This window comes from Phenylobacterium sp., assembly GCF_022402485.1.
Classification (GTDB): Bacteria; Pseudomonadota; Alphaproteobacteria; order Caulobacterales; family Caulobacteraceae; genus Phenylobacterium.
Map to the genome: position 1 here is coordinate 135840 of NZ_JAKRSA010000024.1, position 22262 is coordinate 158101.

A 22262-nucleotide genomic window follows, 5' to 3' on the forward strand; every position below is an offset into this window, starting at 1 on the left:
TTATGCCGGCGGCTTCCTGTGACTCATCCCAACCCGCCAGATTCTGTTGCGGAGTTTTCCGCGCCCCGGACCGCGCCCTCAGTTGGGCGTGGTCGGTGGCTGCCATGGGTCACCGGGCTCTTGATCTTCAGTCTGATCCTGGCATTGGCAGCCAGCTATTTTGCTCGGCGTGTCCTGGCGAGGGAGGCCTTGATCGGGTGGCTGAACGCCCGTGGCGTCGAAGCTGATGTCAATTTCGAGACCCTGGAGCCAAGCGGCCTGACAGGGACGTTGCGCATTGGACCGCCGCAAGAACCTGTGATTCTGGCTGAGAGGGCCACCCTGTCATATCGGCTGACGGGCCCTTGGGTTGGACGGCCATTTGGGGTGGAGCTGGATGAAATCGCCCTGTTCAATCCGGTGATTCATGCGCGGCTGACGCCTGAGGGACCAAGTCTCGGGGCTCTCGACCCCCTGATCGCCGAGTTTCGCCGCAGGCCGTCCAGGCCCGAGACCCCTTCACCCGACATCATCATCCACAATGGGCTGCTGAAGCTTGAGCATAATGCTGGCTTGGCTGAGATCCAGGCCGACGCCCTGATGACAGCAGGCGTTCTGGTGAAGCTTTCAGGACGACTGGCGCCCACACGTCTGTTTCTAGATGACCTGACCTTGGACATTGGCGGAGCGCGCCTGGGGCTGGTCACGCGCGATGGCGGTACCAGTGTCAGCCTTGCAGCACAGCTGGTCTCAGGGCGGTTCGGCGCGCTGTCGGTTGGAGCTGGAGACGTTTCGCTGGCGCTCAATGCCCCTTATCCCACGGCTGAAACTCCCCTGGGGACCGGGCCGTTTGCCATGGCTGTCACGGCGAGCAGCGCAGAGCTCAATCGGCATGAAGTGGAGCTGAAAAACTTCGTTCTCTCCGCGCGTTTTCAAGGTCGATCGGCAGGGGGTCTGGCGGACCTGACCTTGCGTGGCGGGGGGGATATTCGTTTGGACGCGGGGTCTGGTCGGGGAGCCGGCTTCACTTTTGGCGCGGTTTTTGGCTCTGCCCAGTCTGCCAACCTTACCTGGCGTCGAGGCCCGAACACCGAGAGCTCTGGCGATGTCAAGATCCGTGTGCGGGGCAGGGACCTTGACCGCGAAGATCTGGCCCTGTCCAGGGTGTCTCTCGATCTCATCGGACCCGTGCGGCAGGCTGGCGGCAGTCTGACGGCGGACCTTGTGGGGCCGCTGAGCCTTGCGGGTCGCTGGGGCGGGCTTGGGCCTGTGCAGCCCGAGGATCTCGACACCGTTGGTGCCGTGAAGCGCGCCGCCCAAGCCTTTGCCGGCACGGCACCAGCCGTTCAAGTGGCCTATGGCAAGGACGGGGTTCGGCTCAGTCTGACCGCCCCGGCCCGGATCGTCTCAGCCTCGAGCGGTACGGTCAGTCTGGCCGCCCGGGGCGGGACGGCGATCTTTGCTGATGGTGGCGGGGCGTTTGATGTCGAGGCGTCTGGCGGCGGTCTGCCGAACCTGGACGCCGAGGTTGTCCGCTACCAGCTGGACCAGAATGGCTTCGAGGCCGACACACGGGTGAGTGTGGCGACGGACTTGGGCCCAATCCAAGGCCTGGAGAGCCAGGCATCAGGTCGCCTGCGTGTGGGCGATGGCGAGGTGACCTACGTGGCCACGACCTGTGTGCCCGTCGCCTTCTCCCGGTTCGAAGCTGGCGAGACGAGCGTTGAGGCCATCAGCCTTCGCCTATGTCCCGGTGCCGATCCTTTGTTTGCCCTGAAGGACGGACGGTGGCGGATCAGTGGCCGGGCGCAGGGGGTGTCAGCCCAGGCCCCGTTCCTGCAAGCCGGGCTGGAGCGTGGCCGGGCGGACGTCGTGTTTGGCGTCAATGCCGGCGGCCTGTTCAGCCAGGCGCAGATCCTGAATGGGCAGGTTGTGGATCGGGCGACCAGCCCCCGCTTCAACCCCCTGGATGTGACCGGTCGCGTGGCGCTCAATCAAGCGGTGTGGGGGGGAGACCTCAAACTCTCGTCCAGTGGCGCTGCGGTGGCCGACATCCGCCTGGATCACGATGGCAGTGACGGTCGGGGGGCTGCTCAGGTGGACACTGGTCTGCTGTTGTTCACCGAGGGGGGGCTTCAACCGTCCGAGCTCTCGCCCTTGGCCGCCGCCATCGGCGCGCCGGCCGTGGGTTCACTACGTTTTGCTGGAGGCTTTCAGTGGTCACCGGCAGGTCTGACCAGCTCTGGGCTGTTGTCCGTGCCCGGGTTAGATTTTGCCAGTCCAGCTGGGCCGGTTCGCGGCCTGACCGGTGAGATCGCCTTCAATAGTCTTGCGCCGCTGCAGACTGCGCCTGGGCAGCAGCTCAAGGCTCAGGACCTGCAGCTCCTGACTCCGCTGACCGCACCGCGCGCAACCTTTCAACTGCTCGGTGAGAGCCTGACGGTATCGGCGGGGGCCGTGGACGTGGGCGGCGGAACGGTGCGTCTGGAGCCCATGATCATTCCATTGGACATCCATAAGTCCTGGCGGGGCGAACTGGTCATTGAGGGTGTGCAGTTGGCGGACATTGTCAGTGCGACGCCCTTTGCTGACCGGGTTTCCTTGTCGGCCAGGGTCAGCGGACGCCTGCCCTTCATCGCGGGCCCTGACGGGATCAAGTTCGTTCAAGGGCGACTGGAAGCCATTGAGCCTGGACGCCTGTCCATCCGCCGGGCCGCCCTGACCGAGATCAGCGCCTCGGGTGGGGGCACCCGTGCCGATCTGGAGGGTCTGGGTGCCGAGTTGGGTGAGCAGATCGCCGCAACACCCCCGATCACCGAAGCCAATACGGCTGTCGAGTTCGCCTATCAGGCCATGGAACACCTAGCCTTTGATGTCCTGAATGCTGAGGTCAACAGCCTGCCCGGAGGCCGTCTCGGGGTCTTGTTCAATATCCGGGGTGCCCATAGCCCGCCGGAGCCGCAGGAGATACGACTGACCCTCGGCGAATTGATCCGGCGCGACTTCATGAACCGAGAGTTGCCCCTCCCTTCAGGGACAGAAGTTGATTTGACGCTGGACACGTCCCTCAACCTGGATCAGCTCTTGGCCGACTACGCTGACGCGCAGACCGTGCGTGGTTCAGGTGAGGTTCAGCCGCCTGAGCCAAGATGACCGTCCAAGCCGCAACCCCAGGAGCCGCCAACTTGATGACCTCAAAGCGACAGATCACTGGCGCGATCCTGGCCGCCGCCGCCCTGGCCACGGGGCTGAGCGCCTGCGCCCCCACCATTCGGGTCCAGGTGGATCCGATCACCATCTACGCAAAGTTGGACGCCGATGTGCGTGTGCGCCTGGACGAGGATGTCCGGGCCCTGATCCAGCAGAACCCGAACCTGTTCTAGGGGATGATCATGACCCGTTTTAAGTCTCTGGCTCTCGCGGCTGTCATACTTGGTGCGGCTGGCGTGGCCACACTTGGCCTGACCGTCGGCCCGGCCTTGGCGCAGACCGCGCAGGCGAAGGCCACAGTCGACGCCGCTAAGGCCCAAGGGGTGGTGGGCGAACGCAATGATGGTCTTTTGGGCTTTGTGATCTCGTCCTCCGACGCCGCCCTCGAGGCAGCCGTCAACGAAATCAATGCTGGCCGTGCGCAGCTCTATCGTCAGGCGGCGGCGCGAAATGGCGTCACCGCTGAGGCCGCCGGTGCGGCGGCCTTTACAGAGGTGGTCAGCACTCGACTGCGGCCTGGGGAGTATTATCAGGCCTCCAATGGCGCTTGGGTCCAGAAGTAAACGCAGGCCTGAGTTTTGAAGTCGATTGAGACGACCCGCGTCCGGACCCTTAAGGATGCGCCCGAGCAGTCCGATGGCCACTATGTCCTTTATTGGATGCAGTCATCCCAGCGGGCTGACTTCAACCCGGCCCTGGAGTTCGCTCTCGAGGCGGCCAACCAGCGTAATCTCCCGCTGCTGGTCGCCTTCGGCCTGACCGATGGCTATCCTGAGGCCAATGCCCGCCACTATGCCTTCATGTTGCAGGGGTTGGCCGAGGTGCGCCGACGCCTGCTCGCCCGCGGCATTAGTTTCGTCATTCGGCTGGGCGACCCCGACGCTGTGGCCCTGGAGCTCTCCTGGCAGGCAGCTTTGGTCATCTGTGACGCCGGCTATCTGCGGGTCCCGCGACTATGGCGGCGCAGGCTGGCGGATGGCCTAGATCGCAGGTTCATCCGAGTCGAGGGCGATGTGGTCGCCCCCATCGCCCAGGTTTCGAACAAGCACGAATACGCTGCGCGGACCATTCGGCCACGGATCCAGCGGATCATGGAACCCTTCATCGCGCCCCTGCACGCCCAGCCCGTGGCGCGGCCTGTCGATCTGGGTTTGCCGTCGGATATCGACCTGGACAACGTTGCCGCAGAGGTCAGTCGGCTCCGGCTCGATCACAGCTGCCCCCCGGTCGTGCGTTTCAAAGGCGGGGAGGGCGAGGCCCGCGCACGCCTGGCGTCCTTTCTTGCGCGTGGCCTGGCCAACTATGGTGCTGCCCGGGGCAAGCCTGAGGCAAAGGCCGTGTCCTATCTCAGCCCCTATTTGCACTTTGGCCAGATCTCGCCCGTGGAGATCGCCCTGGCGGTCCGGGCTTCAGGCGTCGGCCCGGAGGACTCCCGGGACACCTATCTGGAGGAGCTGATTGTTCGACGGGAGCTGGCGATCAATCACGTCTGGTGGGCGCCGGACTATGACCAGTATGAGGGCCTGCCCGCCTGGGCCAAGGCGACGATGGCGGCCCACGGCTCTGACCCGCGTCCCTTCCTTTATAGCTACGAGCAGTTTGACCAGGCCGCCACCCACGATCCCTACTGGAACGCCGCCATGACCGAGATGAAGGTCACGGGCTATATGCACAACCGGCTGCGCATGTACTGGGGCAAAAAGATCCTTCAGTGGTCCGCCACGCCTCAGGAGGCGTTCGCAACCGTTCTCGCCCTGAATAACCGCTATCTGCTCGACGGCCGCGACGCCAATTCCTACGCCAATGTTGGCTGGATCTTTGGCCTGCATGACCGTCCCTGGCCCACCCAGCCCGTGTTCGGTACGGTGAGATCCATGGGTCCCAACACCTTCAAGAGCTTCAATGCTGAGGCCTATGTGGCCCAGGTCGCTAGCTTGGTTGCAGCGGAAGGATAGGCTGCAGGACGCTTCTGCGAGACCTCGGGTCCGGGGGCCACACTCAGCGGAAGCTGAGCTCGTTTTCGCTCCGACACCCCGTCGAACTGATCGGAAGATCCTCTCGCCCTCGCCCTCAGGCGCGTTCGGACTCGGCTTCGCCTTGAACGGCAGGTGTGGTGCCGGCCGTCGCGCTGTCTGCCTTCAACGTGTTGAGGTAAGTGGCCCGGATCCGGGCACCAGCCTCGTCATAGAAGAACGGTAAGAAGCAGTAGCGCCGCCCTTGGGTCACCGGGGTGGCCTCGTGCAAAAGGGAGCAGGAAAAGATCACTGCCCCGCCCGTGGGGGGGCGATAGGTCTTCGATCCGAACTCAGGGAATCTCAGCTCACCCCCTACGTGGCCTTCGGTGTTGAGGTTGATGGAGCAGGCGAAACGGCGGTGTGCGGTACCCGCGGTCGTGTTGTCACGGTGAGGTTTGAAGAAGCCCCCCCCTTCGCTGTCGTAGCAGGCCACCATGTAGCGTTCGATCCGGCTGGCCTCGAACTGGAACGTCTTCTTGATCTCCGGAAGCAGGCGGGTCTGGAGTTTGTGACGGACCAGAGCCTTGAGACTTTCGTCTTCAATGACGGCGTCGCGACGCCGCTTGGTGGAATCCATGACCGGAACGGTCTTGCCAGCGATCTCCCGCATCACACCGGACGGCTCGCCCCCATGCCCTTCATAGAACCCGATGAGCTGGCGACACATATCCGGCTCAAAGACGCGCGGGACGATCAGCACGGGTGCATGTAGCGGTACGCCGGCATGGTCGTCTGGCTTTGGCAGCCGGGCGACCACGGTCATGAGGGCGTCCGTCTGATCGATTCCCGCCACCGCATAAATTCTCATAGAAGGGTCGATCAGGACCCAATGCGGGTTAGGAACGCCTTCCGCGCTCAGGGCATGGTAGCGCCGACTGACCGAGCCATCAGGATCAAAGAACCATTGGAGTCCAGGCTCGTCCTTGGCGGTGGCAATCGTCGCATCATCCCGAGCCACGGCGAAGGCTGGAATGTTCTTTTGGGCTCTAAGCTGCGTGGTGGCTCTCAGCTGATCCAAGGCCCTGGCTCTGGCCTCGACGTCCTCAGGCAGAAACAGCAGAAGGAGGAAGTAGCCGCCCAGGCTTCCAAAGGCGAACTCAGGATTGACGGGGGATCCTGTAATGAACCAAGGGGCTGGCTGTCCTGGACGCAGCATAAGGCGCTCTAACCGGAGGCGCAGGCCAAGCCTGCCGTTGAGGGCCCAGAGTCGCCCTTAGGCTCTCCGGAAACTCAGGTTAGAGAGCCGCCTGCTTGCCGTCGGAGCAAGCGCGGGGGCCTTATAAGAGCGGCATAATGACCCCATAATTGACCCCCCGACCTGCAGGCCTCAGCGTCAGTTCCGGCCGGCCGCTACCGGCCCGGTTCGCCGGCGCCCAATTGATCCCCCCAGATCATGCCGGCGTCGGCGAGCTTCAATGTCATCGGCCCTGCGGGCCGCCAGGGGCCCATGCGCGCCTATACCCAGTCCGTGATCCGACGCCACCCGCGTCTATCGACCTATGGCGCAGCCGTGGTTGTTGTGGTGATCGCCAATCTGGTCGCCTTGCCTTTGGACCATTGGCTTGGCTATGCCCGCGTCTCGATGATCTTTCTGGCCGCCGTGCTGATCAGCGCGGTCAAGCTGGGCTCAGGTCCGGCCTATCTGGCCTCAATCCTGGGCTTCTTCAGCTACAATTTCTATCTGGTTGAGCCCCAGTTCACCCTCGGAATTGAGTCTGAAGACTATCTCATTCTGTTGGTTTTCATTGCCGTGGCCATGCTTACCGGGGGGCTGGCCGGCAGGGTGCGTGACGAAGCCAGCCGGTCCCTCAATCGAGCGCGGACCACGTCGGTGCTGTTTCAGGCAGGCCGCGATTTCGCGGCCTTGGGCGATGAGGCCCCCATCGCCGAACGTCTCGTCGAAGGACTTGCTGAGGCGGCCCAAGGGGAAGCGGTGCTTCTGATCGATGGTCGGGTTCGACAGAGTCAGAGCGTAATGACGCTGGAGCCGGCCCTCATCGAAGCCCTGGAGGCATGCCAGACCACCGGCGTTCTGGCTCCTGGACCCGATGGCTGGCGCCTGCGGGCCCTATTGGCCGAGGGCCGTAGGCTTGGGGCGGCGGCCTGGAGGCCCACCATCGTGACGATCGAAGAAGCCGATCAGAGCCGCCTGATCCATGTGCTGATCGACATGGGCACCACCGCCATTGCCCGATCTCGTCTCAGCCAGGCCTGGGCCGAGATTGAAGCTCGGGAACGTACCGAATCCCTCCGAAACGCCCTGCTGTCCTCAATCTCTCACGATCTTCGCACGCCGCTTGCGGCCATTCTTGCCTCAGCCTCCAGTTTAAGGACCTTTCGCGGGGTCTTTGAGCCGGAGGTTCAGGATGACCTGCTGGATACGATTACCGAAGAAACCGAACGTTTGAACGCCTTCGTCGGCAACCTGCTCAGCATGACCCGGCTGGAGGCCACAGCGCTTTCGCCCCAGTCTGCTGCCTTCGACGTATCTGAAGCGCTCGACCGCACCTTGCGTCGCTATGAGCGCCGTAAGGGGAGCCGCCAGCTGGCCATGACACCCTCGGCACACCCCTTGATTGCCCTGGGTGATCCGATCCTGTTCGAGCAAGTCCTCGGCAATGTTCTCGACAATGCCCTTCGTTTCAGCCCCGAGGACGGCGTTGTCACCATCGCCGCCCGGTATGAGGGGAATGTTCTGGCGATTGACGTGATGGATCAAGGAAGCGGGGTTCCTGAAAACGAACTCGAGCTCATTTTCAACAAGTTCTACCGATCCAGTACCACGCGAGAAACGCTCCAGGGGGCAGGCCTTGGTCTGTCGATTGTCAGGGGATTGATGGAGGCGATGGGCGGCTCAGCGGTTGCCCGGCTGGGGGAGCAGGGCCGCGGGCTCATTGTGCGGCTGCAGTTGCCCAGGGGGGACTCATGAGCGCCGGCGCACATCTTCTGTTGGTGGACGATGAGCCGCAGATTCTCAGGTCCCTGCGACCAGCATTGATGGCGGCGGGCTATGGCGTGGCGACCGCCGAGACTGGCGCGGGGGCATTGAGTTACCTGGCTGGAGAGCCCTGTGACCTGGTCATTCTGGATCTGGGGCTCCCCGACATGGACGGCAAGGATGTGATCACCCGTCTGCGGGAGTGGTCCGAGATCCCGGTTATCGTCTTGTCCGCTCGCAATCTCGTGGAAGAGAAAATCGCTGCCCTCGACCTCGGGGCCGATGACTTTGTCCATAAGCCATTTGCGGTTGACGAGTTGCTGGCCAGGGTGCGGGCGACGCTCAGGGGCCGAGACCTGCGTCTTGCCGGCCGCGCCAGTTTCCGCAGCGCTGAACTGGAAGTCAATTTTGCGGCCCGCCGGGCCTATATCCAAGGTGAAGAGGTGCGCCTGACCCCCAGGGAGTACGACCTAGTACGCACCCTGGCGCGCCATTCCGGGCGGGTAGTCACCCATAAGCAGATCATTGCCGCTGTGTGGGGCCCAGACGCCTCTGTGGACGCGCAGTTTGTCCGGGTGCTGGTGGCGCAGTTGCGGCAGAAACTCGAAGAGAACCCATCGGCACCCCGCATTCTGCTTACCGAAACCGGCGTAGGTTACAGGCTCGCTGGCGAAGACTAAGGCCGAGCGCGCACCACCTCTCCATCCTCCTTGGTGAAGGGGGAAAAGGCCGTGGGGGGCAGGAGATCCAGGACCGCTTCGGAAGGCCGGCAGAGCTTCACCCCCTGCGCGGTTACGACAACAGGGCGGTTCATGAGGATCGGGTGCGCCTCAATGGCGTCCAGCAGGGCTTCATCGCTCAGGGACTGATCGTCGAGGCCAAGGTCTGAATAGGGCGTACCCTTCTCCCGGAGGATGCCGCGGACCCCAATCCCCATGCGTGCCACGAGGCTGGCGACGAGGGTCCGGCTCGGCGGTGTTTTAAGGTATTCAATGACATGAGGCTCAAATCCTAGATGGCGGATGAGCTCTAGAGTGTTCCGCGACGTGCCGCAGGCCGGGTTGTGATAAATGATGATGTCCATGACGATCAACGCCCTCAGCAGGTGGCCAGTTCAGAAACCAGCGGGCCGCAAACCTCAGCGCGGCCTTGGCAACAGTCTTTCAGTAGGAACAGGGTCAGGGCCTGAATCTGACCCAGCTCAACCCGGTAGATGATTGAGCGGCTGCGGCGTTCGGCGCTGACCAAGCCGGCGCGGGCCAGAACGGCCAGGTGGGCTGACATCGTGTTGGCGGGGGCGCCGAGCGCCTGGGCGATGTCACCCGCCGGCAGGCCTTGTGGCATGTTCCGCACGAGAAGCCGGAACGCCTCTAGCCGGGTGGGCTGGGCGAGGGCGGACAGGGCGATGATGGCGGCATCAGGTTCCATAGTTCCAATATGATTGAACTGTCTGAGCAGGCAAGGTCCCGGGGGCAAGGGATGCCGACGCTGCTCGGCTTGCGTTGTGGAATGCGTGGTCCATAATTGCGCTATGGCGCGTCCCCTTGAATTTGACCGTACCCTGGCCGTTCAGAAGGCCCTGATGCTGTTCTGGAGCCGTGGCTATCAGGCCACCTCCCTGTCGGATCTGACAAACGACCTGCAGATTAGTCGGTCGAGCTTTTACGCGGCCTTTGGAGACAAGCGTGGCTTGTTCCTGGAGTGTTTGGATCAGTTTGCCGCCCGCAGCATCGCCATCCTGGCCGAAGCGCGCGCCCGTCAAGCGCCCCTTGAGGCGCTCCGCGCCTTTTTTGACCATGGCTTTGCGATGTCTGTTGAGGATCGCTCGGCATGGGGCTGCCTCTTGGTCAACACGGTCCTGGAAATGGCCGATGTCGACGAAGACATCTGTGACTATGCCCGCCGGCGGCTCTCCGAAGTCGAGGACGCCTTTCATCTGTGTCTGAAGGATACGGGCTGCGGCCCTGAGAAGGCGGCGGAACTCTCTTCATTCCTGATGCTGGTCAATGAGGGCCTGCGGGTCTCCAACCGGCGCGCCCTGCCTGAAGCGATCCAGCGCCAACAGATCGACACCACCTTCCGTCTGCTCGTCACTGCCCTGGCCTGAGGCCGTGCTGTTCAAGAGCTGAGGCGGGGCACCCTAGACCTAGGAGCCAGGCAAGGGGGCGGGGGTCAGACCGCCCAGGTCGCAGGCCTCGTGAATGCCCAGATCGCAGGGGCGCTGGAGCAGTTCGAGGGCGATGCCGCGGTCCTGGCGCACCCCTTTGCCCTCAAGGTAGAGCTTCGCCATTTCCACATAGCCGGCCTGTGACCCCATATCGATCATCGCCTGGAAGGCGGACTCAGCGCGGGTGTAATCCACCGGGCCGCCACGCCCGTCCTTGGACATGAGTCCCAGGGCCCAAAGCCCCGAGGAGTTGGGGGCCTGTTCCGCCTGACGTTCATAGAGCGCCCTGGCCTTGACCTCGTCCCGGGGCCAGCCAAAGCGTCCTGTCTCGTAAAAATGGGCGAGGTTGCCCAGCGCGCTCCCGTCCCCCAGCTCGATCCCGAGATTGTAGTAGCGTTCGGCTGTGGACAGGTCGCGCTTGCGGGCGGCGTCAAAGGCCATGTCGCCCAATTCCCGCAGCATGGCCTCGCGCTGCGTCCTGGCCTCTTGAACGGTGTAGGCCCGGTCTGACGCGGCGATGACCTGATTGTAGTAGCTGGCCGCCTTTCGGAAGTTCCGGATGCCGGTCCAGCCATAATGGTAGCTCTGCGCCGCCAAATGGGCCGCGTCGGCTAGCCCCAAGGCTGCCGCCTTCTCGTAAGCGATCAATGCCGGAGCCTCCTCGCCCATGACGCTGTGGTCCTTGCCGGTCTGGAACAGCTGCTGGGCGCTTTGGGCCTCAACAGCCTGTGGCCAAGCCAGGAGGGCCACTGCGCAGATCAGCCCCATGGTTTTCATATTCCGCTGAGAGTCCCCGCCGTTTGAGCCAGTGGTCGCTGATCATCAGGGCTGCGCAACTTATCGGAAGTTAGCGTCAGCCTGCTCGCCGTGGCGTCACCGCTCAACTTCCGCCGCCCCGCAACCAGATTCGACCGCTTTCGTAAGCGGTACGACAGTCGGTGGCGTCCCGCCGGGCATCAGCTTCCAAAAGCGTGCTCTGGGTCATCCCGGGTCCGATAAAGCGTGGATCGTCACATTCCCCATCAAAGGCCCAGGTGCTTGTGTCATCGCCGAACTCAATTGTCGGCACCCCTCGGCCATCCCGCGGCCAGATCCGGCCGTCTTGAAAGGCTATGCGGCAGTCGGTTGCGTCGTGCCGTACATCGGCTTCTAAGAGGGTGGTCTGGGTCATTCCAGGTCCGACGAAGCGAAGATCATCGCACTCCCCGTCCAGGGCCCATTCGCTGCGATCATCGCCAAAATCGACCGGCTGGGCCACCGCCGTTGGCGGCAACGCAAGGGTCAAGGCCGTCGCCAAGCCGGTGAATAGCCGTTTCATGATCCCCCGCCTTGGCACCCATGGGCCAACAGTACCCGCCGGTCTGGACTTGTCAAAATGGCGGCACCTATACCGTGACCCCGTTCAGCAGGGCTTTGGCTCTTCAAGACCAAGGGCCAATTCATCGATCATCCCCCGGCTTGCGCTCTTGTTTGCGCTGCCCCCCGGGCCGGGGAAGAAGCAGTCTTTCTCAGTAATTCCCCTTGAAACGCCCCGGAAACAGGCCTGACCGCACCCGTGCGCCCATGGCCAGACCAGGGCAGGCCGGTCCCTAGAGGGCGCACGGGTGCGGCTGCTAGTGGACTGGCAAGATGACGATGGGGCCTTTAGGGACCTGCTCGCCGCGACGGTGCTAAGCCGTTGGGGCGCTCCGATGTAGTCTACGCCCGAGGCCATAAAACGCGGGACATGAGGTCTGCGATGGGGCGGCGTTTCATCAGGGCTTTCTGGCGCTGTCGTTTCGAGCGCGGCAACCGCTCAAGCCGCTGACCCCTTTGCGCTGGGCGCGGCCACCTACCGCGCTGGAAACCACGCGGAGGCGCTCGAGCATTTTCGTATTACCGGCGCGCAGACGTTCCTCGGCACTCTCTACGCCACCGGCAGGGGCGATCCGAGCGAGGCCTGTAATAATCATTTAATTCAATGTGATAGTGACGGCTTTGGCGGAGGCCTAGGGCTCGGCCACAAACGTTCTCACCGCCGCCAAGTATGCTTCGAAGTTCTCCCGCCGCAGGTTGTGGCCGGCTCCGGGGATGTAGGCGACCTGGAGTCGGGCGTTGAGGGCGGCGGCCTCTTCAGCGAGAGCCGGGGTGACCATTCCGCCGGCCTCGGCGTCGCCGCGGATCAGCAAGGTGGGGCAGGTTATCGCCGCGAGTTCGTCCTGCCAGCGTGTGGCGTAGGCGGGCATGGCGTCTGGATCAACCTGGCGCTTTGAAGCCGCCCAGGCGGGGAAGTCGTCGTCATGCCATAGCGGCGACTGAGCGCGGCCCATGGCGGTGATCTCGGCTTCGGTCATGGCGTGGAAGCGTTCGACCTGTTCGCGGAACCGCTGGGCGCGGGGCTTGATCGAGGCGGGTTCGGTCGGCGGGACCAGGGGCGGGTCTTCCAGGATTACCTTGGCGGCGAGGCCGGGACGTGCAGCGGCGCAGGCGGCGGTGGCGCGGGCACCCACTGAGTGGCCCATCAGGATGGGCGCATTGAGGCCAAGGGCGTCGATGGCTTCGGCTAGGTCGCGGGCTGGATCGCGAACCTCCACGCCTTCGAAGCCGGAGCTTTCGCCGTGGCCGCGCGCGTCGAGCATGATCACATCGAAGTCGGGCGCTAACGCCTTGGCGAGCCTGGACCAGCACAGGCCGTTGTCGGTGAGGCCATGCGACAGCACCAGGGGCGGTCCGTCGCCGCCGGTGCGGTGAAGGGCCAGATGGCTGCCGGCGACGGTCACGAAGTCTTTGCGCCAAGTATTGGTCACCAAGCGTAGGCTTCCGGCGCTGGCCCGCAAGGTGGGAAGATGGCATCGATCTCAGCCAGGGTGGCACCATCCAGCGCCAGGTCCGTGGCGTGCAGCGCCGAGGTCAGTTGTTCCCGACGGCGGGGGCCGATGATCGCACTGGTGAGGCCCGGCTGGTGCAGCAGCCAGGCCAGCGCCACGGCGCTCGAGCTCTTGCCAAGGGCTTCACACAGTGCGGCGAAGCGGGCGAGCTGATCCGCGCGCGCGTCTGCCTCCAGGATGACGCCGTCGGCGCTGCGTCGGCCATCTGTGTCGGCGGAAGCGCCGGCGAGGAGGCCGCCAGCCAGGGGGCTCCAGGCGATGACGCCCATGCCGTAGGCCTGACAGGCGGGGATTACCTCCAGCTCGGCGCGGCGTTCGATCAGATTGTAGAGGCTCTGTTCGCAGACCAGCCCCAGCCGAGTTGTCGCCATGGCCCGCTCGTTGGCGCGCGCGATGGCCCAGCCCGGAAAGTTGCTGGTTCCAACATAGGTGATTTTTCCTTGGGCGATTAACCGATCCATCGCCTGCCAGATTTCCTCAGGCGAGGCGGCACGGTCGATGTGGTGGAATTGGTAGAGATCGATGTGGTCCACCCGAAGGCGCTTCAGGCTTGCGTCACAGGCCATCTGGATGTGGCGCGCGGAAAGGCCCCGGTCATTGATGTCGTCCGACATTGGCTCATGGACCTTGGTGGCCAGCACGATCCGGTCGCGCCGGGCGCGGTCTTCGGCCAGCCAGCCGCCCAGAAGGGTCTCGGTGGCGCCGACGCCGAGATGGCCGCCGTACTGGTTGGCGGTGTCGATGAAGTTGATCCCGGCCTCAACGGCGTCATCGAGGATCGCAAAGCTCTCAGTTTCTGAGGTGCGCGGGCCGAAGTTCATGGTCCCCAGGCAGAGGGCGCTGACCTGAAGCGCAGTGCGGCCTAGCCTGCGATAAATCACTAGGGTGCCCTCAAAGTCGGTCCGGTCACCAGGGTCTCGCTGGAGTCGGCCACGCAGTGGCGGACCATCCTCTGGGCGCGTTCCGACAACGTCTTGTAGTCCGCATAGGTGATGCCCGGCACGATCGGTTCCCGGAACCAAGGGGCGTAGAATTCCAGGTTCGGGATGGATCGGATCTGATCGGAGACATTGGGCGTGCCGCCGTGCCAGGCGCGCACGTCGCGGATCATCACCGCGCCAGCCGGGGCGGGACAGACGGTGGAGAGGCGCATCCACTCGGGTTCCTGGTCCAGCGTAGGGATCGGCGTACGGGAATGCTGGGTGCCGGGGATCTGTCGGGTGGGACCGTTCAGCCGCGTCACATCCTGGGGAAGGAAGTTGGCGCAGACATAGGGGCAGGGCAGGTCGCGGATGGTCAGCTGCCGGCGCGGGTCGTAGAAGGCGCTGAAGGGCGTAGTGGTGGTGTCGCGCCAGTCGCGGACATCGGAGTGCAACGGCTGATAGCCGACCGCGCCCGGAAGGCAGAAGTCGCCGCTCGCCGCGCGTAGCACGTAGTCTTCGGACTGGAAGATCCCGGTCACCACATCGGCGACGACCGTATTGTCGAGGAGCATCTGCCACTCGGGGCGGTGCAGTTGGCTCCGCGTCAGGCTGGAGCCGCCGAAGGAATAGCGGTGCGAGCCGCGGTTACCGGCCCTGTCCGAGTCCAGCGCCAGGATCTCGTCTATCGCGGTGGCGCAACCCCGCGCCAGGATCTCGGTCTGCTCGGAGTCGAGGGCGTCGGCGATGACCACAAACCCGTCACGTCGGAACAGCTCGACCGCATGCCGCGTGTCGGCGGGCGTGAGGATCTCCAGACCTTTGATGCCATTCTGGGCTTCCAGATAGGCCCGCAGGGCGAGGACCTCAGGCGTGACCCATGAGCCTTGAGTACCGTCCATGGTGTTCCTCCTGCGCCGCCAGGACTATTATATTAAACGTCAATAGTATTCGATGTGACTTGAGCGTGCAACCGTGCGGCGCGAACCTTGCGGTCACGTCTAGTTTGTGGGCTGGCCGCGCCTGCGGGGAATAAAGCCGGAAGCGTTGGCGTCACCGCCAAACTGGGCAATCCCAAAGCCGGCTTCGTGCTGATCGACTTCAAGCTGAACGGCGACCCCCGCTCATAGCGGATTGAGGCCTAGGCCGCCTTCAGGATGCGCGCCACCTGAGCCGGGGGACTCGTGCGGAGCGTGACCTCGCGTCCAAGCCTTTCATAGTATCACCACTGTTTAGGGCTTGGCGTACCGTCTGAAGCGATCGAACCGTTTATCCCAGCAAGAAATTAGGGCGCGGGTTGGGGTGATCCCCGCAATGCGCAAATTAAATGATTTATTCTAATAACTTAATGCCGGGGATGGCGGACGGGGTGGGATTCGAACCCACGGTGGGCTTTCACCCACGGCGGTTTTCAAGACCGCTGCCTTAAACCACTCGGCCACCCGTCCGGAGGGGCGGCCTATAGCAGGGCCTGGGCTGATCTTCCAAGGGCTCAGACGGGCTTAACCTCCTCTCAAGGCTCCCGGTTCATCATCCGCTAAGGATGTGCACAGGAGGCCGGCCATGCTTGGCCAGCGGCGGAAGCCCACCGCAACGATCCGGACCCTGGTAGGGGTCAGCCTCGGCGCCCTGGTGGTCACCGCCTGCGCGGCGCCCAAGCCCAAGCTGGCCAGTCGGCTACCGCAGGATCCTTCCGCGTCCAGTCAGGCACCCAGCGGGGCAGGGGGAACCTATAAGGTGGGTAAGCCCTACCAGGTGGCCGGCGTCTGGTACGTGCCCAAAGAGGACCCGAACTACAACCGGGTGGGGGTCGCCTCCTGGTACGGGGCCCAGTTCCACGCCAAGACCACGGCCAATGGCGAAACCTTCAATATGGACGCCATGACGGCGGCCCACACCACCTTGCCCATGCCGAGCCTGGTGGAGGTCACCAACCTGGAGAATGGCCGCAAGGTTGTGGTCCGGGTCAATGACCGCGGACCGTTCGTGGGCGACCGGATCATCGACATGTCCAGGGCCGCGGCCCGGGAGCTCGACTTTGAGTCCAAGGGACTGGCCCGGGTTCGAGTCCGCTATCTCGGGCCAGCGCCCCTTGGGGGTGGCAGCGACCCTGGCGTGCGGCGGGCGAGACTGTCGATCGGCCCCTTCTCATTGGGACGTTGAGCCAGCTGGCGCCTGCTGGCCTAGACCCGGCGATGCCCGCGGACGGCGCCAGTATGGCTGGACTTACGCCGCGAAACGGCCAATTTGAGCCCTGTGACCCAGGGCCATTTCATCACATTCGAAGGCGGGGAGGGGGGCGGCAAGTCCACCCAGCTTCGCCTGTTGGCGGAGCGTGTCAAGGCGCTGGGCCTGGAGGTCATCGCCACGCGAGAGCCAGGTGGCTCGCCGGGGGCCGAGGCTATCCGCGACCTGCTGGTGCGCGGGGAGGCTGACCGCTGGTCGGCTATGACCGAGACCCTATTGATGTATGCCGCCCGGCGCGATCATGTGGAGCGGGTGATCCGTCCCGCCCTGGCGCGGGGGGCCTGGGTACTGTGCGATCGCTTTGCCGATTCCACCCGGGCCTATCAGGGGGCGGCGGGCGGAACCGACGAGGCTTTGATCGCAGCCCTAGAACACCACGTCTTGGGTGATGTCCGCCCCGATTTGACCCTGATCCTCGACCTTCCCGCCGAGGTGGGCCTGTCCCGCGCCGCCAGCCGGGCGGGGGCCGAGACCCGCTTTGAATCCAAAGGTCAGGCCTTTCATGCAAGGCTCCGTCAGGCCTTCCTGGAGATCGCCGCTCGGGAACCGGCCCGGTGCCGCATCCTCGATGCCAGCCAGCCGCTGGAGGTGGTCAGCGCCGAGATCTGGGCAGCGGTGGCCCAACGTCTGGAGGCCCCGCTTGGCTGAGCGTGTGGCGCCGCCCCATCCCCGGGATGTCTATGATCTTACTGGCCATGAAGGCCCAGAGGCCGCCTTCGAGGACGCCAGATCCAGAGGCCGGCTGCACCATGCCTGGCTGCTCACGGGACCGGAAGGCGTCGGCAAGGCAACCTTCGCTTACCGCGCCGCCCGGCGTCTGCTCGGCGCACCGGCCGCGCCGGGGCACGGGGTGTTGGGGGTCGATCCCGACCATCCGGTGAGCCGGCAGGTGGCGGCAAGATCGCACCCCGATCTGCTGGTCATCGAGCGGATGGGCGAGGACGGCAAGCTGCGCAAATCCATTCCCGTGGATGAGGCGCGCAAGCTGTCGGATTTCTTCTCCAAGTCCCCGGCCAGCGCCCCGCACCGGGTTGCGATCATCGATCCCGCCGACGACCTGAACGTCAATGCCGCCAATGCCGTGCTGAAGACCTTGGAAGAACCCCCGCCAAGGGGCGTGATCTTCCTGGTCTCCCATGCGCCGGGTCGACTTCTGCCCACCATCCGGTCCCGCTGTCGCCGGCTGCTGTTTCGTCCCCTGGGCCTGGAAGCCACGGCGGCCTTTGTCCGCGACCATGCCCGGGTCAATCCCGAGGAGGCCCTGCGGCTGGCGCGGATGTCGGGGGAGGCACCAGGGCGGGCCCTCACCCTGGCGGCGGGTGCCGCCTTAGCGCTGGATGACGCCGCCCGGGAGATCCTTGCCGATCTGCCGGACTTTGATGAGGCCATAGCCTTGGCGCTGACAGACCGGTTTCGAGGCGGGGAGGGGGCTGCCAACTTTGCCCTGTTCATGGAGCGCCTTGGAGAGCGGGTCCACGTCCTGGCGCGGGAGCGCGCGGCTGAGGGGCGGGGCGGCCTTGATCCTTGGGCGCAGGCGTGGGAGAGGCTGACCGCCCTGCCGCGCGAGGTCGAGGGCCTCAATCTCGACCGCGCCGACGCCCTGTTCACGGCGCTTCGCGAGTTGCGGTCCGCCGCCCGCACCTGACCCATCGACATTGATCCCATGCTCATCGACAGTCACGTCAACCTGCACGCCCCCCAGTTCAATGAGGACCGTGCCGAGGTCATCGCCCGGGCGCGGGCAGCCGGCATCGCCCTGATGGTCAATATCAGCGACAAGGTCTCGGGTTTCGCCGCTGTGCGCGCTGTCGCCGAGGCACCGGACATCTGGTGCACTGTGGGCACCCATCCCCATGAGGCTAAGGAAGACCCAGACCTCTCGGCCCAGACCCTGATCGATCTGGCCGCCGATCCCAAGGTGGTCGGGATTGGTGAGACCGGTCTCGACTTTCACTACGACCTCAGTCCGCGAGACATTCAGGCCAAGGTATTCCGCGCCCATGTGGCGGCCGCCCGGGAAACCGGCCTGCCTCTGGTGGTCCATACCCGGGAGGCAGATGCCGTCATGGGGGAGATCCTGGAGGAGGAGTACGCTAGGGGCGCCTTTAGGATGCTGATGCACTGCTATACCAGCGGGGCTGATCTGGCCCGGCGGGCTGCAGCGCTAGGTGCCTGGTTCTCTGTCTCGGGGATCGCCACGTTCAAGGCCGCAGAAGACGTCCGGCAGGTGATCTCCGAGATGCCGCCCGAGCGGATTATTGTAGAGACCGACTGCCCCTATCTTGCACCCATTCCCTACCGGGGACGGCGCAATGAGCCGGCCTATCTGCCCCACGTCCTGGCCAAGCTGGCAGAGGTGCGGGGCTGGTCTCTGGCTGAGGCAGAGGCCAGGACCGAGGATGCCTTCTTTGCCCTGTTTGACCGGATCCCTCGACCGTGAGCGCCAGGCTTGAGTTCACGATTCTTGGCAGCGGATCGTCCGGCGGCGTGCCGCGGGCCGATGGGGACTGGGGGGCCTGCGATCCTGGCGAGCCGCGCAATCAGCGCTCCCGCTGCTCCCTGCTGGTCCGCCGTAGGGGCAGCCCCCAGGAGGCTGACGGCCAGCCCGTCACCACTGTGCTTGTGGACACCTCCCCAGACCTGAGGCTGCAGACGGCGGCGGCCGGGGTGAAGCGCCTGGACGGGGTCCTGCTGACCCATGATCACGCCGATCAGGTGCATGGCATTGATGACGTGCGCGCCTTTTTCATCCGTCAGCGGGCTAAGATTCCTTGCTACATGGATGCCGCAACCTGGGCGACGATGCAGCGCCGCTTCGGCTACATCTTCGAAGCTGAAGGGGGGTATCCGGCCATCTGTGATCCGATGACCCTCCCGCCGCTAGGGCAGGGGTTCAGCATTTCAGGGCCCTCAGGGATCATCCCGGTCACGACCTTTGACCAGGATCATGGGGGGGTGCGTTCGGTGGGATACCGGTTTGGGGATGTCGCCTATTCCAGTGATCTGGTGGACCTGCCAGAGGCGTCATTTGCAGCCTTGCAGAACCTGGATGTCTGGATCGTGGATGCCCTGCGGTGGCGTCCGCATCCGACCCATGCCCATGTGGATCTGGCCCTGTCATGGATCGAACGCCTGGCACCCCGCCGCGCCATCCTGACCAATATGCACATCGATCTGGACTACAAAGACCTCGTCTCCCGCCTGCCCAAGGGGGTTGAGCCGGCCTATGACGGTCTTACATTTTCACATGAATTAGAGGCAGGTTTTTCGTGAAGGAACAGCCAATTAGGCTTGGTTTTCTGGCAACGAAAAATGGCACATCCATGCGGGCAATCCTGGCCGCCATTCAGCAGGGAGCGCTTCTGGCCAAGCCTTGTCTGGTGGTCAGCAATGTAAGAGACGCCCCGGCCCTACACCATGCCGCCGCCGCCGGGGTTCCCACGGCCGTCATCCCCACCAAATCTGATCCTGAAGCCGCCGACCGCGCCCTGGCAAAGGCCATGGGCGAGGCACAGGTCGATCTGGTGATCCTGTCAGGGTATCTCCGTCGGCTCGGACCGGTGTTTCTGGACCGCTTCCGGGGCAGGGTTCTCAATATCCATCCCGGACCTCTGCCAGAATTTGGCGGGGAGGGCATGTATGGGCGGCGGGTCCACGAGGCCGTCATCGCCAGCGGTCTGACGGAAAGTGCTGCGGTCATCCATCTGGTCGACGGGGAGTATGATCACGGGCCAGAGGTGGCGCGAATGACCGTTTCTGTGGACCCTGGTGAAACCGCCGAGAGTCTCGAAGCCCGCCTTACAGCACTTGAGCCAGCCTTCTATCTTCGCACCTTGCAGGATATCTCAAGTGGCAGGCGCGCGCTACCACACGTGTGAGTAGATCTTGGCGGCGTCATCCCGACCTAGGGGGCGACGTTTCGCCGAACGTCATTCATTTGCCTTTAAGCGGCGCAGGAGCAGGGTGCCCCGACCTAGGGGAGTGATTCATGTCTGCAGCCGCCGCCACGATTATGGAACGCGTTCGTATCAGCCCGGCGATGGCGCTTGATCTGCTGGCTGGCGAGATCGCAATGGCCGGTCACGCTTCGCAGCATTTGGACGACACCCTGGGCAAGATGCTGGAGCTCATCGCGCCGGACGAACGGCTGAAGGTGATGCAGGACCTGCACGCCATTGACCTGTTGAACCAACATCTCACGGCGCTGGCGAATTTCGCCCGGGACCTTGGCCTGCAGGCCAGTGAGGAAGCCGCCGTGGATCTGACCTCGGCACTGAGCCACATTACCCTTGGGGATGTGGTCAAGCGCATCGAGGGCGCGGCCACGGGCGTCAGCTATGGCTCTGATGATGAAGACGGCGATCTCGACCTGTTTTAGGATTTCACCGGTCATCCGCGTGGGTTTCATTGGTGGCGGTCAGCTAGGCGCCTTTCTGGTCGTCTCATATTTCTGATAATATATCTTAGGCGAAGAATTGAAGTGGTCTGGAACGGCTAGCAGGCCATCAGGCTCCTCGTGGTCACTTCCCCTAGCGATCGCCCATGACAAAGGCCGACGTCGAAGACGCCGGCCTTGATCATTGCGCCGCCTGCGTGCGGCAGGCGGAACGACATGCGCGAGCGACGGCTTAGCCGTTGACCGCGTCCTTCAGGGCTTTGGCCGGTTGGAACGACACCTTCTTGGAGGCAGCGATCTGGACGGCTTCGCCGGTCTGGGGGTTGCGGCCCGTGCGCGCCGGCTTGTTCTGCACCTTGAACTTGCCGAAGCCTGGCAGGGACACTTCCTCGCCGCTGATGGCGGCATCACGGATTGCGGCGAAGACGCCGTCTACCACCTGCTTGGCCTGAGCCTTGGTCAGCTTGTCGTCGGCCGCGGCGACGCGATCGATGATGTCGGAGGTGTTCATGGATGGCTCCAGGTTGGGAATCAGCTTTCGACACTGCCAAGGGGCGATGCCGGTGTCACCTGAGCAAATGGTCCAATGGCCTTCGATTCAAGGGAATTTTTCACCTCGACGGTGAATGACGCTACACCATTTGGGTTTGAGGCGGACGTGGTGGACCGTGGGTGGCGACTCCCGGCAGGCTTGTGGGATGTCGAGCCCCCCTTCCCCGCCACCGACCCTCGGTGCCCATTTGGCCTCTCCCTCGTATCGACCGGCCGCCCTGGACCAGGACTTCCTGTTGGGCGACTCCATGCGTGGGGTGAGGTTCCAGCTCGAGTTCGCCAAGGCTGAGGAAGCTTTGCGTGCCTGGGGCATCCTCTCCACAATTGTGGTGTTTGGCAGCGCCCGGGTCGCCCTGGACGGACCAGGCCGCCAGAGCGGGTGGTATGATTCTGCCCGCCAGTTTGGGCGGCTGGCCTCAGAGTTGGGTGGTGCCCTGCTCGACGGGGGCCAGGGACGGCACAATGTCATCGCCACCGGCGGCGGCCCCGGGATCATGGAGGCGGCCAATCGAGGCGCGTTTGAAGCTGGGGCACCTTCGATCGGTTTCAATATAACCCTGCCCCACGAACAGGTCCCTAACCCCTACTCCACCCCTGATCTGACGTTCCAGTTCCACTATTTCGCCATGCGTAAAATGCACTTGGCGATGAGGGCCAGGGCCTTGGTGATTTTTCCCGGAGGCTTTGGCACGCTCGATGAGCTGTTCGAGTTGCTGACCCTTCGCCAAACCGAGAAGAGTCCGCCCATACCCATTGTCCTGTTCGACAAAGCCTACTGGTCGGAAGTGATCAACTTTGAGGCTTTGGCCCAGCACGGCATGATTGCGCCGCGGGATCTCGAACTCTTTGGCTTTGCCGAAACCCCACAACAGATCTGGGGTCTGCTCAAGGCCAAGGGCTTGCAGGGGCTGGACTAGGCAGGACGGCCCTGTGCCCAGGGCCGCATGGTCTTGGCTTGAAGCTTGCCGTGG

24 protein-coding genes and 1 tRNA gene are annotated in these 22262 nt (G+C 64.0%); 15 read left to right on the plus strand and 10 right to left on the minus strand.

Annotated features, from left to right (window positions below; genetic code table 11):
* The first annotated feature begins 366 nt into the window (after positions 1 to 366).
* Genes MH112_RS09705 through MH112_RS09720 form a run of 4 tightly spaced genes read left to right on the plus strand, consistent with a single transcriptional unit; the run spans position 367 to position 5144 of the window.
* The gene (locus tag MH112_RS09705; RefSeq protein ID WP_296567072.1) at positions 367 to 3132 is read left to right on the plus strand and encodes a YdbH domain-containing protein; all 2766 of its coding nucleotides are present in this window, start codon (positions 367 to 369) and stop codon (positions 3130 to 3132) included.
* A gap of 35 nt (positions 3133 to 3167) precedes the next feature.
* Positions 3168 to 3362, plus strand: coding sequence for a YnbE family lipoprotein (locus MH112_RS09710; protein ID WP_296567073.1), 195 nt, complete (start codon positions 3168 to 3170; stop codon positions 3360 to 3362).
* Between the two features lie 9 nt (positions 3363 to 3371).
* Positions 3372 to 3752, plus strand: a complete 381-nt coding sequence (locus MH112_RS09715; RefSeq protein ID WP_296567074.1) for a YdbL family protein — start codon at positions 3372 to 3374, stop codon at positions 3750 to 3752.
* 15 nt (positions 3753 to 3767) lie between these two features.
* Positions 3768 to 5144, plus strand: a complete 1377-nt coding sequence (locus tag MH112_RS09720; protein ID WP_296567075.1) for a deoxyribodipyrimidine photo-lyase — start codon at positions 3768 to 3770, stop codon at positions 5142 to 5144.
* A 115-nt stretch (positions 5145 to 5259) separates the two neighbouring features.
* Here the strand turns inward: MH112_RS09720 and MH112_RS09725 are convergent, their stop codons facing one another.
* Positions 5260 to 6360, minus strand: a complete 1101-nt coding sequence (locus tag MH112_RS09725; RefSeq protein WP_296567077.1) for a 2OG-Fe(II) oxygenase — start codon at positions 6358 to 6360, stop codon at positions 5260 to 5262.
* 237 nt (positions 6361 to 6597) lie between these two features.
* Here MH112_RS09725 and MH112_RS09730 point away from each other — a divergent pair, with 237 nt between their 5' ends.
* Positions 6598 to 8133, plus strand: a complete 1536-nt coding sequence (locus MH112_RS09730; RefSeq protein WP_296567078.1) for an ATP-binding protein — start codon at positions 6598 to 6600, stop codon at positions 8131 to 8133.
* Positions 8130 to 8822 carry a response regulator transcription factor gene (locus MH112_RS09735; RefSeq protein WP_296567080.1) on the plus strand — a complete coding sequence of 231 codons (693 nt, stop codon included), beginning with the start codon at positions 8130 to 8132 and terminating at the stop codon, positions 8820 to 8822. The genes MH112_RS09730 and MH112_RS09735 overlap by 4 nt, the downstream gene beginning before the upstream one ends.
* On the opposite strand, the gene arsC is transcribed toward MH112_RS09735, so the two are convergent.
* Positions 8819 to 9226 (minus strand): arsenate reductase (glutaredoxin), encoded by a 408-nt coding sequence (arsC, locus tag MH112_RS09740; protein ID WP_296567083.1) that lies wholly within the window; start codon positions 9224 to 9226, stop codon positions 8819 to 8821. The two genes, MH112_RS09735 and arsC, sit on opposite strands and share 4 nt — an antisense overlap.
* Positions 9227 to 9240: 14 nt before the next feature.
* A complete protein-coding gene (locus tag MH112_RS09745) occupies positions 9241 to 9570 on the minus strand; it encodes a metalloregulator ArsR/SmtB family transcription factor (RefSeq protein WP_296567084.1) in 330 nt (109 codons plus the stop codon).
* A 103-nt stretch (positions 9571 to 9673) separates the two neighbouring features.
* Here MH112_RS09745 and MH112_RS09750 point away from each other — a divergent pair, with 103 nt between their 5' ends.
* Positions 9674 to 10249, plus strand: coding sequence for a TetR/AcrR family transcriptional regulator (locus MH112_RS09750; RefSeq protein WP_296567086.1), 576 nt, complete (start codon positions 9674 to 9676; stop codon positions 10247 to 10249).
* Positions 10250 to 10288: 39 nt separating this feature from the next.
* Here the strand turns inward: MH112_RS09750 and MH112_RS09755 are convergent, their stop codons facing one another.
* From MH112_RS09755 to MH112_RS09780, 6 genes are all read right to left on the minus strand, one after another.
* On the minus strand, positions 10289 to 11077 hold the full coding sequence (locus tag MH112_RS09755) for a tetratricopeptide repeat protein (protein WP_296567088.1): 789 nt from the start codon (positions 11075 to 11077) through the stop codon (positions 10289 to 10291).
* A 112-nt stretch (positions 11078 to 11189) separates the two neighbouring features.
* Positions 11190 to 11627 (minus strand): hypothetical protein, encoded by a 438-nt coding sequence (locus MH112_RS09760; RefSeq protein WP_296567091.1) that lies wholly within the window; start codon positions 11625 to 11627, stop codon positions 11190 to 11192.
* A gap of 670 nt (positions 11628 to 12297) precedes the next feature.
* Entirely contained in the window at positions 12298 to 13095 is a 798-nt protein-coding gene (locus tag MH112_RS09765; protein ID WP_296567093.1) for an alpha/beta hydrolase, read from the minus strand.
* The gene (locus tag MH112_RS09770) at positions 13092 to 14057 is read right to left on the minus strand and encodes an aldo/keto reductase (protein ID WP_296567096.1); all 966 of its coding nucleotides are present in this window, start codon (positions 14055 to 14057) and stop codon (positions 13092 to 13094) included. Before MH112_RS09770 ends, MH112_RS09765 begins: the two co-directional genes overlap by 4 nt.
* The gene (locus MH112_RS09775; protein WP_296567099.1) at positions 14057 to 14998 is read right to left on the minus strand and encodes a phytanoyl-CoA dioxygenase family protein; all 942 of its coding nucleotides are present in this window, start codon (positions 14996 to 14998) and stop codon (positions 14057 to 14059) included. The genes MH112_RS09770 and MH112_RS09775 overlap by 1 nt, the downstream gene beginning before the upstream one ends.
* Before the next feature lie 456 nt (positions 14999 to 15454).
* Positions 15455 to 15544 (minus strand) — tRNA-Ser (locus MH112_RS09780).
* Between the two features lie 115 nt (positions 15545 to 15659).
* On the opposite strand from MH112_RS09780, the gene MH112_RS09785 reads away from it, so the two are divergent.
* The 7 genes from MH112_RS09785 to MH112_RS09815 all read left to right on the plus strand — a co-directional run bounded on the left by MH112_RS09785 (position 15660) and on the right by MH112_RS09815 (position 20721).
* Positions 15660 to 16259: a septal ring lytic transglycosylase RlpA family protein gene (locus MH112_RS09785; protein WP_296567102.1), complete on the plus strand. Its 600-nt coding sequence runs from the start codon at positions 15660 to 15662 to the stop codon at positions 16257 to 16259.
* Between the two features lie 93 nt (positions 16260 to 16352).
* A complete protein-coding gene (tmk, locus tag MH112_RS09790; RefSeq protein ID WP_296567194.1) occupies positions 16353 to 16991 on the plus strand; it encodes a dTMP kinase in 639 nt (212 codons plus the stop codon).
* Positions 16984 to 17988 carry a DNA polymerase III subunit delta' gene (locus tag MH112_RS09795; RefSeq protein WP_296567104.1) on the plus strand — a complete coding sequence of 335 codons (1005 nt, stop codon included), beginning with the start codon at positions 16984 to 16986 and terminating at the stop codon, positions 17986 to 17988. The genes tmk and MH112_RS09795 overlap by 8 nt, the downstream gene beginning before the upstream one ends.
* A gap of 9 nt (positions 17989 to 17997) precedes the next feature.
* Complete coding sequence (locus MH112_RS09800; RefSeq protein WP_296567197.1) at positions 17998 to 18783, plus strand: TatD family hydrolase; 786 nt, start codon at positions 17998 to 18000, stop codon at positions 18781 to 18783.
* Positions 18780 to 19616 (plus strand): MBL fold metallo-hydrolase, encoded by an 837-nt coding sequence (locus MH112_RS09805; protein WP_296567107.1) that lies wholly within the window; start codon positions 18780 to 18782, stop codon positions 19614 to 19616. The genes MH112_RS09800 and MH112_RS09805 overlap by 4 nt, the downstream gene beginning before the upstream one ends.
* Entirely contained in the window at positions 19613 to 20221 is a 609-nt protein-coding gene (locus tag MH112_RS09810) for a formyltransferase family protein (RefSeq protein ID WP_296567110.1), read from the plus strand. Before MH112_RS09805 ends, MH112_RS09810 begins: the two co-directional genes overlap by 4 nt.
* Positions 20222 to 20331: 110 nt before the next feature.
* Positions 20332 to 20721: a hypothetical protein gene (locus tag MH112_RS09815; RefSeq protein WP_296567112.1), complete on the plus strand. Its 390-nt coding sequence runs from the start codon at positions 20332 to 20334 to the stop codon at positions 20719 to 20721.
* Positions 20722 to 20971: 250 nt separating this feature from the next.
* Here the strand turns inward: MH112_RS09815 and MH112_RS09820 are convergent, their stop codons facing one another.
* Positions 20972 to 21250, minus strand: a complete 279-nt coding sequence (locus MH112_RS09820) for an HU family DNA-binding protein (RefSeq protein WP_296567114.1) — start codon at positions 21248 to 21250, stop codon at positions 20972 to 20974.
* Between the two features lie 187 nt (positions 21251 to 21437).
* Between MH112_RS09820 and MH112_RS09825 the strand changes: the two genes are divergently transcribed.
* Positions 21438 to 22208 carry a TIGR00730 family Rossman fold protein gene (locus MH112_RS09825; RefSeq protein WP_296567116.1) on the plus strand — a complete coding sequence of 257 codons (771 nt, stop codon included), beginning with the start codon at positions 21438 to 21440 and terminating at the stop codon, positions 22206 to 22208.
* Positions 22209 to 22262 lie beyond the last annotated feature (54 nt).